The 15,977-nt window shown below is 69.7% G+C and carries 11 protein-coding genes; 9 read left to right on the forward strand and 2 right to left on the reverse strand.

Features of this window, described 5'->3' with window-relative positions:
• Positions 1-90 precede the first annotated feature (90 nt).
• The 3 genes from ICG51_RS01500 to ICG51_RS01510 all read left to right on the forward strand — a co-directional run bounded on the left by ICG51_RS01500 (position 91) and on the right by ICG51_RS01510 (position 5,810).
• Positions 91-2,301 (forward strand): methyl-accepting chemotaxis protein, encoded by a 2,211-nt coding sequence (locus tag ICG51_RS01500; RefSeq protein ID WP_190281229.1) that lies wholly within the window; start codon positions 91-93, stop codon positions 2,299-2,301.
• 328 nt (positions 2,302-2,629) lie between these two features.
• Positions 2,630-3,721: a porin gene (locus ICG51_RS01505; RefSeq protein WP_190281230.1), complete on the forward strand. Its 1,092-nt coding sequence runs from the start codon at positions 2,630-2,632 to the stop codon at positions 3,719-3,721.
• A gap of 13 nt (positions 3,722-3,734) precedes the next feature.
• Positions 3,735-5,810, forward strand: a complete 2,076-nt coding sequence (locus tag ICG51_RS01510) for a methyl-accepting chemotaxis protein (protein ID WP_223809487.1) — start codon at positions 3,735-3,737, stop codon at positions 5,808-5,810.
• A gap of 213 nt (positions 5,811-6,023) precedes the next feature.
• Here the strand turns inward: ICG51_RS01510 and ICG51_RS01515 are convergent, their stop codons facing one another.
• A complete protein-coding gene (locus tag ICG51_RS01515; protein ID WP_190281231.1) occupies positions 6,024-6,338 on the reverse strand; it encodes a TonB family protein in 315 nt (104 codons plus the stop codon).
• A gap of 280 nt (positions 6,339-6,618) precedes the next feature.
• Here ICG51_RS01515 and ICG51_RS01520 point away from each other — a divergent pair, with 280 nt between their 5' ends.
• From ICG51_RS01520 to ICG51_RS01545, 6 genes are all read left to right on the forward strand, one after another.
• Positions 6,619-9,288: a methyl-accepting chemotaxis protein gene (locus tag ICG51_RS01520; RefSeq protein ID WP_223809488.1), complete on the forward strand. Its 2,670-nt coding sequence runs from the start codon at positions 6,619-6,621 to the stop codon at positions 9,286-9,288.
• Between the two features lie 73 nt (positions 9,289-9,361).
• Positions 9,362-11,476 carry a GGDEF domain-containing phosphodiesterase gene (locus ICG51_RS01525; protein ID WP_190281232.1) on the forward strand — a complete coding sequence of 705 codons (2,115 nt, stop codon included), beginning with the start codon at positions 9,362-9,364 and terminating at the stop codon, positions 11,474-11,476.
• Positions 11,469-12,323 carry a CheR family methyltransferase gene (locus tag ICG51_RS01530; protein ID WP_190281233.1) on the forward strand — a complete coding sequence of 285 codons (855 nt, stop codon included), beginning with the start codon at positions 11,469-11,471 and terminating at the stop codon, positions 12,321-12,323. Before ICG51_RS01525 ends, ICG51_RS01530 begins: the two co-directional genes overlap by 8 nt.
• Positions 12,320-12,922 carry a chemoreceptor glutamine deamidase CheD gene (cheD, locus tag ICG51_RS01535; protein WP_190281234.1) on the forward strand — a complete coding sequence of 201 codons (603 nt, stop codon included), beginning with the start codon at positions 12,320-12,322 and terminating at the stop codon, positions 12,920-12,922. The genes ICG51_RS01530 and cheD overlap by 4 nt, the downstream gene beginning before the upstream one ends.
• Positions 12,922-13,992 carry a chemotaxis response regulator protein-glutamate methylesterase gene (locus ICG51_RS01540; protein WP_190281235.1) on the forward strand — a complete coding sequence of 357 codons (1,071 nt, stop codon included), beginning with the start codon at positions 12,922-12,924 and terminating at the stop codon, positions 13,990-13,992. Before cheD ends, ICG51_RS01540 begins: the two co-directional genes overlap by 1 nt.
• Positions 13,993-14,067: 75 nt before the next feature.
• A complete protein-coding gene (locus tag ICG51_RS01545) occupies positions 14,068-15,240 on the forward strand; it encodes a methyl-accepting chemotaxis protein (protein WP_190281236.1) in 1,173 nt (390 codons plus the stop codon).
• 279 nt (positions 15,241-15,519) lie between these two features.
• Here ICG51_RS01545 and ICG51_RS01550 read toward each other — a convergent pair whose 3' ends face one another.
• Positions 15,520-15,975, reverse strand: coding sequence for a hypothetical protein (locus ICG51_RS01550; protein WP_190281237.1), 456 nt, complete (start codon positions 15,973-15,975; stop codon positions 15,520-15,522).
• Positions 15,976-15,977 lie beyond the last annotated feature (2 nt).

The raw sequence follows: 15,977 nt of genomic DNA on the forward strand, positions 1-15,977 counted from the left end.
CCGGAGCACGCCCGCCGCACCGTCCCCAGCCGGGGCGGTGCGCGCACCCTGCCCCGATCCCGCGCCCCCTACCCCGGTATCCGAGATCGCATGAGCATCCTCACGTCGCTGTCGAAAAAGCTCGCCAACCTGTCGGTCCAGCGCAAACTCATCCTGCTGACGCTGATCGCCGCAGTGGGGATCATCGCCGTATCCGTCATCGCGGCGCGCTTCCAGTACCTGGACGTCTACAAGACCCGCAAGGTGGCGCTGGATATCCGCGTGCAGCTGGCCAACAGCGTGATCGACCACTACCACGCGCTGGAACAGAGTGGCCAGCTGCCCCGCGCCGACGCCCAGCGCCAGGCCCTGGCCGCGCTGAGCACCATGCACACGGACGACAACGACAACTATTTCTACGTCCTGGATACCGGCAACCGGATGCTGATGCACCCGCTGCGCAAGGATCTGGTCGGGCAGGACCTGAAGGACTATCGCACCGAGCACGGTGACCGCCTGTTCCACGACCAGCTGGAATCGGTGCGCAGCGGCGACGGCTATACCGCCTACCACTGGGCCAAGCCCGGTCACGGCGACAAGCCCGTGCCGAAGATGGCGTATGCGCGGCTCTACAAGCCCTGGAGCTGGGTTGTCGCCACCGGCGTCTACATGGACGACGTGCAGGCACAGGCATGGCGCTTCACGGGGATCATGACGTTGGCCGGCGGCATCCTGGTGCTGCTCTTGCTCGGCCTGGGCTGGCTGATCGGAAACCGCATCGTCGAACCGCTGCGCAAGGCCACGGCAGTGGCGGATGCGATCGCCCACGGCCGTCTGGACAACGTCATCGTGCAGACCACCGCCGACGAATGTGGCCAGCTCCTGGGCAGCATGCGCGGCATGCAGGACCGGATCCAGGCGGTGCTGGCCGCGCAGCGCGAGATGGAGCGCCAGCACGAAGCCGGCGCGATCAGCTACCGGATGGACGAAAGCGCGTTCCCGGGCGAATACGGCGCCATGGTGGCGGGCACCAACCAGCTGGTCGCCACCCACATCGGCGTGAAAATGCAGGTCATCGCCCTGGCCCAGCGCTATGCCGTCGGCGACTTCAGCCAGGACATGCCGGCGCTGCCCGGCGAGAAGGCCGAGATCACCGAGACGATGGCGACCATCAAACGCAACCTCGGCGCGATCAGCCAGAGCATCCGGCAGCTGGGCGATGCGGCCGCACAGGGCGACTTCAGCCTGCGCGGCGACGCTGCCGCCTACCAGTACGAGTTCCGCGAAATCCTGCTCAGCCTCAACCGGCTGATGCAGACCACCGACGACAACCTCGGCCAGATCTCCGGCCTGCTCCAGGCCATCGCCCGCGGCGACCTCACCGCACGCATGGATGGCGACTTCCGCGGCGTATTCGCACGCATGCGCGACGACGCCAACGCCACCGTCGCCCAGCTCACCGGGATCGTCTCCGGCATCCAGCAGGCCGCCGGCAACATCAATGCCGCCGCCAGCGAGATCGCCGCCGGCAACGACAACCTCTCGCGCCGCACCGAACAGCAGGCAGCCTCGCTGGAGGAAACCGCGGCTTCGATGGAGGAGCTGACCTCCACGGTGAAGCAGAACGCCGACAACGCCCGCCAGGCCAACCAGCTGGCGCAGGGCGCGGCCGGGGTGGCGGCGCAGGGCGGACACGTGGTCGAGCAGGTGGTGACCACCATGGGCGCGATCGAAGCGTCATCGAAGAAGATCGCCGACATCATCAGCGTGATCGACGGCATCGCCTTCCAGACCAACATCCTGGCGTTGAACGCGGCGGTGGAAGCCGCCCGCGCCGGCGAACAGGGCCGCGGCTTCGCGGTGGTGGCCGGCGAAGTGCGGGCGCTGGCGCAGCGCAGCGCCGGCGCGGCCAAGGAGATCAAGCAGCTGATCGAGGAGTCGGTGGACAAGGTGACCGACGGCTCGGCGCTGGTGCGCGAGGCCGGCAGCACCATGCGCGAGATCGTGACCTCGGTGCAGCGCGTCACCGACATCATGGCCGAGATTTCCGCGGCCTCGCAGGAGCAGAGCTCGGGCATCGAGCAGGTCAACCGCACGGTGACCCAGATGGACGAGACCACCCAGCAGAACGCGGCGCTGGTGGAGGAAGCGACCGCGGCCGCCCGCTCGATGGAGGACGAAGCGCGCCAGCTGAGCGCCGCAGTGGCGGTGTTCCGGCTGGACGGCAGCACCGCACGCACGCACGCCAGCCCGCGCACGGACGGCCCGGCGGGCAGCGATGCCGCCCTCGCCTCCTCGGAAGCGCTGGCCGACTACGCCTGAAGCCCGGGGCGGTTGACGCCATCGGCCTGGCGCCCGCGGGCGCCGGGCCGATACGGTTCCGCGTGACGCCTGCTGGCAGGGCTGCGCTTCCGCCGGCTGTCGCTGGCCGCCGAACCGGCAAGGCGGAATGCGCAAACCGCCAGCATGCCCCGCCCCCGCGACCTGCACCACGACGACGCACCCGGTGGCGGCAGGACCGCCACCAACGCGCCCCGGCGGCACTCAAGAATCACCCGCGCCCGCCGTAGCCAATGGAGAACCCGCAGTCCGACCCGCGCGCGCGGCTCGGGCCGCCCGCTGTCCCCGCAACATCGCCCCGGAAATCCACATGCGCCATCCGCCGTCGCTCCGCCTCGCCCTCCCCCTGCTCGCTACCTGCATCGCCCCGGCGGCCGCATCCGACCTGCCGTTCGACATCGCACCCATCGCCAACGTGCAATACGAGTGGGCGCGGGTGGATTCCGACCTCGGCCCGCTGCAGACCGAGGACGGCTTCCGGCGCGCGCGGCTGGGCTTCCGACTGAAGGGCGACAACAAGCGCTGGCAGGTGGTGGTGGACCACGATCTCGCCGACAGGACGCCGCCGGATGCCTACCTCGAGCTGACCCCGGGTGAAGGCCACTCCTTCCGGCTCGGCCAGTTCAAGCAGCCGTTCGCGCTGGAAGACGCGATTGCCGACAAGCAGACCGCCTTCCTCGAGGCGTCCCCGGTGGGCGCCTTCGCGATCAGCCGCCGGATCGGCGCGGAATACGCCCGCTGGGGCAAGCGCGGCACGTTCAACGCTGCCCTGTTCGGCCATCGCCTGGACGGCACCAGCGATTCGCCGGGTGCCACCATGCGCGGCACCTGGCTGCTGCGCTCGGGCAAGGAGGAAAGCGCCCACGTCGGCCTGAGCCTGGCCAGCGAACGGCCGCGCAGCCACAGCGCCAGCTACAGCCTCAACGCCGGAAGCGTGCTCAGCGACCTGCGGGTGGCGTCCACCGGCGCCATCACCGGCGTGGACCGGATCGACCGCGCCGCGGTGGAGGGCCTATGGGTGCGGGGCACCTGGTCGCTGCAGGCGGAATCCGCGAAAGTGTTCCTGCGCCGCGATACCGGCGACGTCAGCGGCGATGCCGCCAGCGTGCAGCTGACCTGGTCGCCCACCGGCGATGGCCGCAGCTACAAGCGCGGCGTGGCCACCGCACCCTCGCCCAAGGGGCACGTCGGCTGGGAACTGGCGCTGCGCTACAGCGTGATGGACCTCAACGACGGCCCGGCCATGCGCGGCGGCCGCGCCGACAGCTGGGGCCTGGCCGCCACCTGTTACCCGCATCCGAACATGCGGGTGATCGCCAACCTCCTGCAATACGACAGCAGCCGCCGAGGCATCGCCAACGATCCGCTGACCGTCGGCCTGCGCGTGCAGTTCACCTACTGACCGGGAATCCGCCATGCTCCAGAACCTCACCATCGGCAAGCGCCTGGCGATCGGCTTTTCCGCACTCGCGGTCCTGATCCTCGTCACCGGCGCGTTCTCCGCCCTGCGCATGGGCAATACCCAGCGCATGGTCCAGAAGGTCACCGACGAGTCGGTGCCGGCGATCCGCGACCTCGGCCGGCTGGCGACCATGCTGGCCGAATACCGGGTCAGCGAACGCGGCCTGGTGGCCAGCGCCGACGACGCGGCCAAGCGCGAGGAATACGCCGGCGAACTGGCGGAAGGCAGCAAGGCCTTCTTCGCCCTCGCGAAGACGTACGAATCCAAGATCAGCGATGCCCGCGACCGCGCGCTGTACAAGGAAACCATGGCGCGCGCCGACCGCTACTTCGACAACAGCCGCAAGCTGGTCGAGGCCTTGAAGGTCGGCGACATGGGTCCGGCCAAGGGCGCCGCCGACCTGCGCCAGGCCACCGCCGACCAGCTGGGCAGCCTGCTGGACTACAACATGCAGCGGCTGGACCAGGCGGTGGAGGCGCAGCAGCGCAGCTACCGGCTCAGCCTGCTGGCCATCGCGGTGCTGCTGGTAGTGGCGCTGGTGCTGGCCTCGATCGGCGCCATCGGCATCAGCCGCTCCATCGTGCGTCCGCTGCGCGAAGTGGTCGGGGTGGCCAACGCGGTGTCGCAGGGCGACCTGGACGGCCGCCTCGCCTGCAACGACGGCAGCGAGATCGGCGACCTGGCCCGCGCCATGCGCGGGATGACGGCGACGCTGGGCGAATTCGCCGCGGCGCAGGCGCACCTGGAGCGCGAGCACGACGCCGGCAACATCGATTTCCGCATGGATCCCTCGCGGTTCCGCGGCGCCTACGGACGGATGGCGGAAGGCATCAACTCGGTGGTGGCCGCGCACGTCCAGGTCAAGATGAACGCAATCAGGATCGTGGCGCAGTACGCCCGCGGCGACCTGGCCGAGGACATCGAACGCTATCCCGGCCAGAAGGCGCGGGTGACCGAGGCGGTGGACGCGGTGAAGGCCGGCATGCTGGCGATCAATGCCGAGATCAAGGCATTGGTGGACGCCGCGGTGGCAGGGGATTTCGGCAAGCGCGGCAACGCCCGCCGCTTCGAATTCGTCTACGCCGAACTGGTGGAAAGCCTGAACACCCTGATGGCGACCGCCGACCATGGCCTGTCCGAAGTGGGCGAAGTGCTGTCCGCCGTGGCCGATGGCGACCTGACCCGGCGCATCGACACCCGCCTGCCGGGCCGCTTCGGTGAACTGGCCAGCGACACCAACCGGACCGTCGAGCATCTCACCGGCATCGTCGGCCAGATCCGCACCGGCAGCGAATCGATCAATGCCTCGGCGTCCGAAATCGCCCGCGGCAACGAAGACCTGTCGCGCCGGACCGAACAGCAGGCGGCGGCGCTGGAGGAAACCGCCTCGTCGATGGAGGAACTCACCTCCACCGTCCGGCAGAACGCCGACAACGCCCGCCAGGCCAGCCAGCTCGCCCACGGCGCCGCCGGGGTCGCCGTGCGCGGCGGCGAGGTGGTGGGCCAAGTGGTGGAAACCATGAGCGGCATCACCGCGTCCTCGCACCGGATCGCCGACATCATCGGGGTGATCGACGGCATCGCCTTCCAGACCAACATCCTGGCGCTGAACGCCGCGGTGGAGGCCGCCCGCGCCGGCGAACAGGGCCGCGGTTTCGCGGTGGTGGCTGCCGAGGTGCGCACCCTGGCGCAGCGCAGCGCCGGTGCCGCCAAGGAAATCAAGCAGCTGATCACCGACTCGGTGGTGCAGGTGGAGGAAGGCAGCGCGCTGGTCGACCAGGCCGGCCGCACCATGAGCGAGATCGTCGACAGCGTGAAACGCGTCACCGACATCATGGCCGACATCTCCGCCGCCTCCCAGGAACAGAGCGCCGGCATCGAGCAGGTCAACCAGGCCATCACCCAGATGGACGAGGGCACCCAGCAGAACGCCGCACTGGTCGAGGAAGCGTTCGCCGCCGCGCAGAGCATGGAGCATCAGGCCAACGAACTGGTGGGCCTGGTGGCCGCCTTCAACACCCGGCGCTGAGTGCGCGCCGGCCGCTGCCGATGCAGCGGCCATCGACGGACGCAGCTGCGCCAACGCGCAGGCGGCGGCTTACCCAGCAGTCACGACGGGGCGTCGCCGGCATCCGGGCAGCATGCAGCAGCCGCTGCCGTTCGGGCACGAAAAAGAGCGCGCCGGCAGCCGGCGCGCCCCATTGCTGGACATGGCCGCCGGCGCAACCGCCGGCGGGATCGATCAGAGCTTGAACTCGAGCTTGACCTTGCCGCGGCTCTCGCCCGGGGCGAACTCCCACTGCTTGACCGCCTTCACCGCGGCGGCGACGAACACGCGGCCGGGCTTGGCATCGACCACCGACACGTCGGAAACCTTGCCATCCGGACCGATGCTGTACTCCAGTTCCACATAGCCGGTGGTGCCCGAACGGGCCGCATCGGCGGGGTACACGGGGTCGACCCGCTTGATCGGGCTCCCCGCCAGCACCGGCAGGGACAGGGCCATCGCGCCGGCGAACATCGCCGCATTCAGAATCCGATGGAAGGGTCGGGACATGGCAGGAACTCCGTGATGATGTGCAGGCGCGCATGCGCTCGTCACCTGCATCGGCAGCGTGCGGCCGGACTTGAGCGCACGGGCGGGCCGGTCGCCCAGAGTGCGATCCGCGTCACGATTGCGCACCGCTGCGCCCGTCGCCGTTCGGTTCCCATTAAAGATTCGGGCCGCCGGGCCGATGCCGCCACTGACCCAACCTTCGATTGCGCCGCACAGGGGCCCCACAATGCCGCAAAGCCTTTCTCTCGCCGATCGCCTGCTCGCGCCCGCCACGAACCTGATGGGGCGATTGCGCTTCAGCCAGAAGGCGATCCTGATCGGTGCGGCGTTCACGCTGACCTGCGGCGTGCTGGCAGGACTGGTGGTCACCCGCTCACTGGGCGAAATCTCGGATGCGCGTACCGCTCGCTCCGCCACCGTTGGCTTGGACATCCTCCACGACGCCCAGCTGGCCATGCAGGACCACCGCCAACTGCGAGCGCGCAAGCTGGCCAACGACACTACCGTCACCGACCAGGGCATCACCGATGCCGCAGCAAGGGCGGACAAGGCGCTGGCGGCATTCGACAGCTGGCGCAGCCAGGCAGGCTTCGACGACCGCGCCCTGGTCGAGTCGATGAAAGCCACCAGTGCAGCCTGGAAAAAAGCGGTTGCCACCGAGGGCGAAGCTGGCCCGGAAGCGGACTCCGTCGCGCTGGAAGCATTGCGTAAGGAAATCGGCAACATCGCGTTCACTGCGATATCCGCCACTGCCTCCGATACCGCGATGCTGCGAGGTGGCGAGATCGGCGGCAACCTGCTGCCGGAGCTGGCGTCGGCCAGCGCCAAGCAGGCCATCGTCGGTATCCGCGTGCTGGGCGAAGGCGCGATCTGGGTGAGCGACCGCACCGAGCTGGCGGTACGAAAGAACATGCAGGGCTATCTGACTGGCTATATTGCTGACGGCGGCAAGTACATCGAGAAGGAACTGCCAGAGGGCGCCGTGCTGTTCGGCAAGCCGATGGCCGCAGCACTGCAAGCGATGGAAAGGCAGAACAAGATGATCCAGGAACAGATCCTGGACGCGGAGACGCCGGAATCCCCGGTGGCTGTCCTGGCCAAACAGGATCAAGCCACCCGCACCGCCATGAACAAGGCGATGAAGGCGACCAGCGCCGCCATCAATGCTGCCGGCGACCGTGCCATCGCCAATCTACAGATGAAGGCCTTCGCCACGCTCGGCTTCGTGGCACTGTCGCTGCTGGCCGCGGCCTACCTCTTCATGGGCTTCACCCGCGGCACCCGCAAGGCGCTGCAGAGCATCGGCGCCGGCGCACGCGCACTGGCCGCCGGCCAGTTCTCCGATCGCATCCACGTGGACACCCGCGACGAACTGAACGACATCGGCCGCGGGATGGAGGACGCCGCCGCCGCGCTGCGCAAGTTCGCCCAGGCCCAGCAGACCCTGTTCGAACAGCAGCAGGCCGGCGACCTGGACAGCCGGATCGACGCGGAGAACTTCCCCGGCGCCTTCGGGGTGATGGCCGAGCAGGTCAACACCCTGGTGGCTTCCTTCATTGACGAAACCCTGCACATCATCGAAGTGATCGGTGATTACGGCCGCGGCGACCTGTCCCGCGACGTCAACCGCATGCCCGGCAAGAAGGCCGAAGCGATCAAGTCGGTGGACGCGGTCAAGGCCAGCCTGCTGGCGGTCAACGGCGAGATCCAGACGCTGGTGGACGCGGCGGTGGCCGGCGATTTCAGCAAGCGCGGCGACGCCAGCCGCTTCGAATTCGTCTACCGCGAGCTGGTGGAACGCCTTGACCAGCTGATGGCCACTTCGCAGAACGGCCTGAACGAAGTCGGCACGTTGCTGTCCGCAGTGGCCGACGGCGACCTCAGCCGCCGCATCGACGCCAAGCTGCCCGGCCAGTTCGGCCAGCTGGCCACCGACGCCAACCGCACCGTCGAGGGCCTGGCGCAGATCGTCGGCAACATCCGCCAGACCTCCGACGGCATCAACGCCGCCGCGGGCGAGATCGCCGCGGGCAACAGCGACCTGTCGATGCGCACCGAGCAGCAGGCGGCGTCGCTGGAGGAAACCGCCTCGTCGATGGAGGAGCTGACCTCCACCGTCAAGCAGAACGCCGACAACGCCCGCCAGGCCAACCAGCTGGCGCAGGGCGCGGCCGGCGTGGCGGCGCAGGGCGGCGAGGTGGTGCAGCAGGTGGTCGCCACGATGAGCGCCATCGAGGCTTCGTCGAAGAAGATCGCCGACATCATCAGCGTGATCGACGGCATCGCCTTCCAGACCAACATCCTGGCGCTGAACGCGGCGGTGGAAGCGGCGCGCGCCGGCGAACAGGGCCGCGGTTTCGCGGTGGTGGCGGGCGAAGTGCGCGCGCTGGCGCAGCGCAGCGCCGGCGCCGCCAAGGAGATCAAGCAGCTGATCGAGGAATCGGTGGGCAAGGTGACCGACGGTTCGGCGCTGGTGCGCCAGGCCGGCAACACCATGGGCGAGATCGTGTCGTCGGTGCAGCGCGTGACCGACATCATCGCCGACATCTCCGCCGCCTCGCAGGAGCAGAGCAGCGGCATCGAGCAGGTCAACCAGGCCATCACCCAGATGGACGAGGGCACCCAGCAGAACGCCGCGCTGGTCGAGCAGGCCTCCGCCTCCGCGGAAAGCATGCGTCAGCAGGCCGCCCAGCTGGTCGAAGCAGTGTCCGCGTTCAGGACCGCGGCCGCTGCCGTGGCCGCGGCCGCACCGCCCGCACGCGCCGCCGCACCCCGTGCGGCAACGCCGACCGCAGCACCGGCACCGGCGAGCGCGCGCCGCCAGTCCACGCCCCTGCGGAAGACCCGGGGTGATGACGCCCCCGTCGCAGCGCCCCCCGCCCCCACGCCGCTGCGGTCCCGCACGCCGGCAACGGTCAGCGGTGGCGACCAGCACTGGCAGGAGTTCTGATGCGCGCCGCGGGCGGGGCCCTGCCCCGCCCGGTTCTTGCTGTCCCTTCCCCCTTCGGTCCCGCCTCGCGCAGATGACATTCGAGCTTCCGCCCGCCCGCGATCTGCACGATGCCGCCTCCACTTCGCCGGCCTTTCCGGCTTGCGAGGCGTCGGCGCGTCTGGCCGATCTGGCCACGCTGGCCGCGGCGATACTGCAGGCGCCGATGGGCGTCGTCGCCGCCTGCGACGACGAACGAGTGTTGATGCTCGCCGGCCACGGCGTCGAAGGCGGTCCGCGCCAGCTCTCGCGCGACCACCTGATCGTGCGCACCTGGGAGCAGCACACCCCGCTGCTGGTGCTGCCCGACATGCCGGCGGACCCGCGTTGCGGCGCCCGCTTCTACGCGGGTGTCGCCCTGCGCGGCCGCGCCGGTCAGCGTCTTGGCACCTTGGCGGTATTTGCCCACGAGCGCCGCGAAGCACCGGGCCAAGACCAGCTGGATGCCCTGGTGCGGCTGGCACGCATCGCCGCCACGCTGCTGGAGCAGCGGCACCTGGAGCGCCGCGCGCTGATCGTCTCGCAGGCCGGTGAACAGGCACGCGAAGCCGTTCTGGTCGGCGATCGGCACGGACGGGTGCGCTGGCAGAACCGTGCCGCCGAACAACTGTTCGGCAGCCAGCTTGCCGGCCAGCCGCTGTTCTCGCTGTTCCCGCTGCGCCTGCAATCCGACCAGGACATTGCCCAGGCGTGGCTGTCCGGGCGCATCGAAGGCAGCCAGCACCTGCGCATCGTGGCCCCCGATGGCAGCCTGCGCCTGCTCGATGCCACTCGCTCCACCTGGCGCTACGGCCCGGACCGGGGCGTCACCCTGGTCTTGCATGACATCACCGAGGCGGCCCACCAGCGCGCCCAGCTCGACCGGCTGGCGCACTACGACTCGCTGACCGGATTGCCCAACCGCAACGCCCTGCTCGACGCGCTGGAGCGGCACCCCGACTGGGGCGTGGCGCTGTTCGCCATCGACCGCTTCAAATGGATCAATGACGGGCTTGGCCATGTGGTTGGCGACCGCGTGCTGCAGGCGGTCGCCGATCGCCTGCAGGCCAATGCCGATGCCGACGCCTGCCTTGCCCGCGTGGGCGGCGACGTATTCGCGGTGGCCTGCAGCGACGCCCGCCTGGCGGCCTGCGAACACCATGCCACCAGCGATGCCGCGATGGTCCCGGCGCTGGTCCGAAATCTGGAACAGACCCTGCGCGTGCGCGGGCACGAGATCAACATCGACGTCAGCGTCGGTATCGCCCTGCGCGCGGATGTCCGCGGCCAGGGCGACCTGCTGGCCAGCGCCGACCTTGCGCTGAACCGCGCCAAGTCGGCAGGCGGACGCCAGGTCTGCCGTTACCAGGCGGCAATGCGCACTGACGCGCTGACGCGTCGCGACCTCGACCGCGACCTGCGCCGCGCCTATGCGCAGGGCGAGTTCGAGCTCCACTACCAGCCGCAGGTCGAACTGGGCACCGGGCGGATCTGCGGCGCCGAGGCGCTGCTGCGCTGGCGACATCCGCAGCGCGGCATGGTTCCGGCGGGCGATTTCATCGACCTGCTGGCGCGCAGCCCGCTGGGTGCGGAAGTCGGCGCGTGGGTATTGAAGCGCGCCTGCCAGGACGCCGCGAAGTGGCCGGACCCGGATACGTCGGTGAGCATCAATCTGTTCCCCGCCCAGCTCGCCGAGTCGCTGGTGGCGGAGGTCCAGATGGCCCTGGCGGCAGCGGGGCTGCCGGCGGAGCGGCTGGAGCTGGAGATCACCGAAACCATCGCCCTGACCCAGGACAGCGCGGGTGCCGAGGCGCTGGCGGCGCTGCGCTCGCGCGGGGTGAACCTGGCCTTCGACGACTTCGGCACCGGTTACGCGTCGCTGTCGATGCTCCGTCGGTTCCGCATCGACCGGGTCAAGATCGACCGCAGTTTCGTCAGCGGGATGCTGGACAACGGCGAGGATGCCGCGATCGTCCGCTGGATCCTGATGCTGGCGCGCGCCCTGGGCCTGCGGGTGGTAGCGGAAGGCGTGGAGGACATGCCGCAGGCGGCCTGGCTGCACGACCACGGCTGCGAGGAGGCACAGGGCTACCTCTATGCCCCGGCACTGGACGCGGCCGCCCTGCAGACGCGACTGCTGGCGCAGCAGGCGGAGATGGCCCATGGCTGAGGGCGCCAGCGACCGCGACGGTACCGGCACGGGCTTCGAGTTCAACGACCGCGATTTCCGTCGCGCCTGCCGGATGATCTACACCCGCGCCGGCATCCACCTTGCCGAGCACAAGCGCGACATGGTCTACAGCCGGCTGTCGCGGCGCATCCGTGCACGCGGCCTGTCCAGCTGCGCCGACTACCTCGACCTGGTCGAAGCCGACCCGGACAGCGAGGAACAGGCGTTCATCAACGCACTGACCACCAACCTGACCTCGTTCTTCCGCGAGGCCCACCACTTCGATGCCCTGCGCGACCAGTTGCGCGCGGTACCGCGCGGAGAACCGGTGGACATCTGGTGCTGCGCAGCCTCCACCGGCGAAGAGCCCTGGTCGCTGGCGATCACCGCCTGCGAGGCCTTCGGTTCGGACACCCCGCCGGTACGCATCCTGGCCACCGACATCGACACCAACGCGCTGGCCACCGCCGCCGCCGGCAGCTACGGCGCCGACCGCATCGCCGACCTGTCGCCCGAGCGCAAGCGCCGCTTCTTCCTGCGCGGTACCGGGCCCAACGAGGGCATGGTCCGGGTCAAGCCGCACCTGCGCCAGTTGGTGGACTTCCGCCAGCTCAACCTGCTGGCACCGGACTACGGGATGCGCCAGCGCTTCCTGGCGGTGTTCTGCCGCAACGTGATGATCTACTTCGACAAGCCCACCCAGTACGAGGTGCTGCGCAAGATCGCACCGCTGCTGGCGCCGGGCGGCCGCTTCTATGCGGGGCATTCGGAAAGCTTCGCCCACGCGCTGGACGTGGTGCAGCCCTGCGGCAGGACCATCTACCGCGCAGCCCAGGACGGTCGATGAGCGTCCTGCCGGCCAGCGTCGCCACGGCCCGGACACCGCCGCCGGGCACCTACTACGACCCGGCGCTCGACGCGGACGTGATCAAGCTGCTGCCGGCGGAGTGGCGGGTCTCGTCCGACCCCATCGCGCTGGCCACCGTGCTGGGTTCCTGCGTCGCCGCATGCCTCTATGACCCCAGCGCCTGCGTCGGCGGAATGAACCATTTCATGCTGCCGGACGCCGCACCCGGCGACGGCAGCGCGCGTTACGGCGCCCATGCGATGGAACTGCTCATCAACGGGCTGCTCAAGCATGGCGCCATGCGTTCGCGCCTGCAGGCCAAGGTGTTCGGCGGCGGCAATGTGCTGCCGGGCATGACCCTGGACCCGATCGGCACGCGCAACGGCAATTTCGTGCTCAACTACCTCACCGCGGAACGCATCCCGATCGTGGCCCAGGACCTGTTCGGGGTGCAGCCGCGCAAGGTCTGTTTCTTCGTGCGCACCGGCCGTACCCTGGTCAAGCGCCTGCCGGCGGCGGGCGAGATCGCGCGGGTCGAGCGCGCCTATCGCAGCCAGCTGGCGCAGAAGCCGGTGGCAGGTTCGGTGGAGCTGTTCTGATGGCCATGCAGACCCCCCAGCGCCCGGGCAAGGTGCGCGTACTGGTCGTCGACGACTCGGCGCTGGTGCGCCAGGTGCTGAGCGAAATCCTCTCCCAGGACCCCGGCATCGAGGTCGTCGGCACCGCGTCCGATCCGCTGATCGCCAGGGAGAAGATCAAGCAGCTCGAACCCGACGTGCTCACCCTCGACGTCGAAATGCCGCGCATGGACGGGCTGACCTTCCTGCAGAACCTGATGCGGCTGCGGCCGATGCCGGTGGTGATGGTGTCCTCGCTCACCGAGGCGGGCGCGCAGGTCACCCTGGACGCGCTGGCGCTGGGCGCCGTGGACTTCGTCACCAAGCCCAAGCTCGACGTGGAGCGCGGCCTGAACAACTACGCCAGCGAGCTCTGCGAGCGCGTGCGCCACGCGGCCCGCGCCCGGGTCGCCCGCCTGCAACCCGGCGCATCCGCGGCCAGCACGCAGCCCACGGCGATCAAGTACCGCACCACCGATCGTCTGATCGCCATCGGCGCGTCCACCGGCGGCACCGAAGCGATCCGCGTGATCCTCGAACAGATGCCGGCCGACGCGCCGGCCACGGTCATCACCCAGCACATCCCGGCGGCCTTCAGCAAGCCGTTCGCCGAGCGTCTGGACCGGCACAGCAAGATGACCGTGGTGCAGGCCGAGGACGACATGCAGCTGCTGGCCGGCCATGCCTACGTCGCGCCGGGCGGGCTGCACCTGCGCGTGCAGCGCAGCGGCGCGCGCTGGCGCTGCCGGCTGGGCGAGGACGATCCGATCCGCCGCCACCGTCCCAGCGTCGATGCGCTGTTCGAATCGGTGGCGCAGGCCGCCGGCGCCAATGCCAGTGCCGTCCTGCTCACCGGGATGGGCGACGACGGCGCGCGCGGCCTGCTGGCGCTGCGCAAGGCCGGCGCCGCCACCATGGTCCAGGACGAGGCCAGCAGCGTGGTCTGGGGCATGCCAGGGGCCGCCTACACCCTTGGCGCCGCCCAGCAGGTGCTGCCGCTGTCCGAGATCGCCGGCGCCCTGCTGGCCAGCACCAACGCCGGCGGCACCTGACCGCCGCCACCGGCGCTGCTAAAGCTGACGGCCCCCTCGGCCGTTATCTCCATCGAGTCCCCGACGAGATCGACGATGGAACCCCGCGCCCTGCTCCGCATCGCCGCACCGATGGTGCTGATGCTGCTGTTGTTCATTGCCGAGGCCCTGAACTGGCCGATGGCCGTCCGCATGGCCCTGGTGGTCACCGCTGCCGCCGCCTGGTGCGCGGTGGTCTGGCGTTCGCTGCCGAACAAGGCCGAAGCCCAGGTGCTGCGCGACCACGCCAAGCTGCTGGGCGAGCTTCGCGGCTTCGTCGGCAACGAGATCAGCGGTTCGCACGCGGAGATCGAGCGCACCCGCACCCTGATCCGGGAATCGGTGTCCAAGCTCGGCAGCAGCTTCGACGCGGTCAACCGCAAGTCCCGCGAGCAGAGCACGGTGGTGGCACGGCTGGTCGAGCGCACCGGTGACGACAGCGGCTCCATCGACATCTCGCGCTTCGCGCAGCAGGCCACCCAGCAGATGGAGCAGCTGGTCGAGGCGCTGGAAGCGGCCAGCGGCCAGAGCGGCGTCACCGTCAGCCACATCGACGCGATGGCCGGCCACCTGGATGGCATCTTCGCCCTGCTGGAGGACGTCAAGTCGATCGCCGACCAGACCAACCTGCTGGCGCTCAACGCCGCCATCGAGGCGGCCCGCGCCGGCGAGGCCGGCCGCGGCTTCGCAGTGGTGGCCGACGAGGTCCGCAATCTCTCCGAACGCAGCACCGCGTTCAACGAACAAATCCGCAAGCTCGCCCACAACGCCAAGGAATCCATTGCCAAGGTGCGCGATACCGTCTCGCAGACCGCCTCGCGCGATCTCGACCGGGTCCGCGTCGCACGCAGCGAGTCGGCCTCGATGATGGACCGCGTCGAGGGCATCCACCGCAGCCTGGGCAACGGCATGCGTGACATCGCGGACTGCGGCCGGGCGATCGACGCCTCGGTGGCGGAAGCGGTCCGCTCGTTGCAGTTCGAGGACATCGCGACCCAGGCGCTGGGCGCCGCCGGCGTGCACCTGCAGCGACTGGAGCAGATCAACAACGAAGCCACCACCCTGCACGACCTGCTGCGCGGCAGCCACGGCTTCCAGGACCCGGAAATGCGAAAGGCGCTGGCCAACATCGGCAACCGCATCGCGCAGATGCGCGGTGAATGGGAACGCCCGCCGCACAAGCCGGTCCTGCAGCAGACGATGGACGCCGGCAGCGTCGAACTGTTCTGATCCACGCCCAAGCAGGCACCCCTAGAGTCCCGGCCAATGGCCGGGATTTTTTTGCGGTCATGCCTTGCCGGCGGTACGCGGCAGGCCGCACGCCGCGCATGAAAAACCCGGTCTCGCGGGCATTGCGCCTGGAGGGGACCGGGTCGGGGCCGGAGCGATTCTCCTTGACGCCTTGCGCGCCTTGGAGTTTTTCTCCGGTACGGCGAGGTTACCGCCGGTCAGGTTAGGAAAAGGCTAAGCAGCGTCCATTCAGGCGAACCGCCCGTCGGCCAGCCGCATTCAGTCGCGCAGCCAGGGCCACCAACCGCGGCCGGTACGCGCGTAGCGGTCCGCCGCCCGCTCGAACGGGTTGCGCGCGGCCACTCCACCCTGCAGCACGTACAGGGGCAGGAACAGCACCCCCAGCACCATGTACTGCAGGACGTGCGCGCGCTCGTGGTCGCACAGCCGGATGCGCGGCTCGTGGCCGTGGCCGGCGTCGTGCGCATAGGTATTGCAGGAACGACCTAGGTCATCGCCAGTGTCGAGGATCACGTTGCCCAGCGTCAGCGCGCCGCCCGGCCCCCACGGCACGCGGTGGAAGGTGCAGGCCAGGTCGCGCCGGCTCAGCTGCATGCGCGCCCCACCCGCCAGCGCGGCGAGGCCTGCCACCAGCCCAATCGCGCTGACCGGCGACGCCCACAGGATGCCCAGGCACTGCACCGCGTGCAGCAGCCAGCGCGGCGGCGCGCGCATCT

This window comes from Thermomonas sp. XSG (assembly GCF_014678725.1).
Taxonomy (GTDB): Bacteria; Pseudomonadota; Gammaproteobacteria; order Xanthomonadales; family Xanthomonadaceae; genus Thermomonas.

What these genes read in the sequence shown, in the direction of transcription:
- ICG51_RS01505 (WP_190281230.1), top strand. Translation starts at nt 2,630, where the DNA reads ATGCGCCATCCGCCGTCGCTCCGCCTCGCCCTCCCCCTGCTCGCTACC.
- cheD (WP_190281234.1), top strand. Translation starts at nt 12,320, where the DNA reads ATGAGCGTCCTGCCGGCCAGCGTCGCCACGGCCCGGACACCGCCGCCG.
- ICG51_RS01520 (WP_223809488.1), top strand. Translation starts at nt 6,619, where the DNA reads ATGGGGCGATTGCGCTTCAGCCAGAAGGCGATCCTGATCGGTGCGGCG.
- ICG51_RS01515 (WP_190281231.1), bottom strand. Translation starts at nt 6,338, where the DNA reads ATGTCCCGACCCTTCCATCGGATTCTGAATGCGGCGATGTTCGCCGGC.
- ICG51_RS01550 (WP_190281237.1), bottom strand. Translation starts at nt 15,975, where the DNA reads ATGCGCGCGCCGCCGCGCTGGCTGCTGCACGCGGTGCAGTGCCTGGGC.
- ICG51_RS01530 (WP_190281233.1), top strand. Translation starts at nt 11,469, where the DNA reads ATGGCTGAGGGCGCCAGCGACCGCGACGGTACCGGCACGGGCTTCGAG.
- ICG51_RS01545 (WP_190281236.1), top strand. Translation starts at nt 14,068, where the DNA reads ATGGAACCCCGCGCCCTGCTCCGCATCGCCGCACCGATGGTGCTGATG.
- ICG51_RS01500 (WP_190281229.1), top strand. Translation starts at nt 91, where the DNA reads ATGAGCATCCTCACGTCGCTGTCGAAAAAGCTCGCCAACCTGTCGGTC.
- ICG51_RS01510 (WP_223809487.1), top strand. Translation starts at nt 3,735, where the DNA reads ATGCTCCAGAACCTCACCATCGGCAAGCGCCTGGCGATCGGCTTTTCC.
- ICG51_RS01540 (WP_190281235.1), top strand. Translation starts at nt 12,922, where the DNA reads ATGGCCATGCAGACCCCCCAGCGCCCGGGCAAGGTGCGCGTACTGGTC.
- ICG51_RS01525 (WP_190281232.1), top strand. Translation starts at nt 9,362, where the DNA reads ATGACATTCGAGCTTCCGCCCGCCCGCGATCTGCACGATGCCGCCTCC.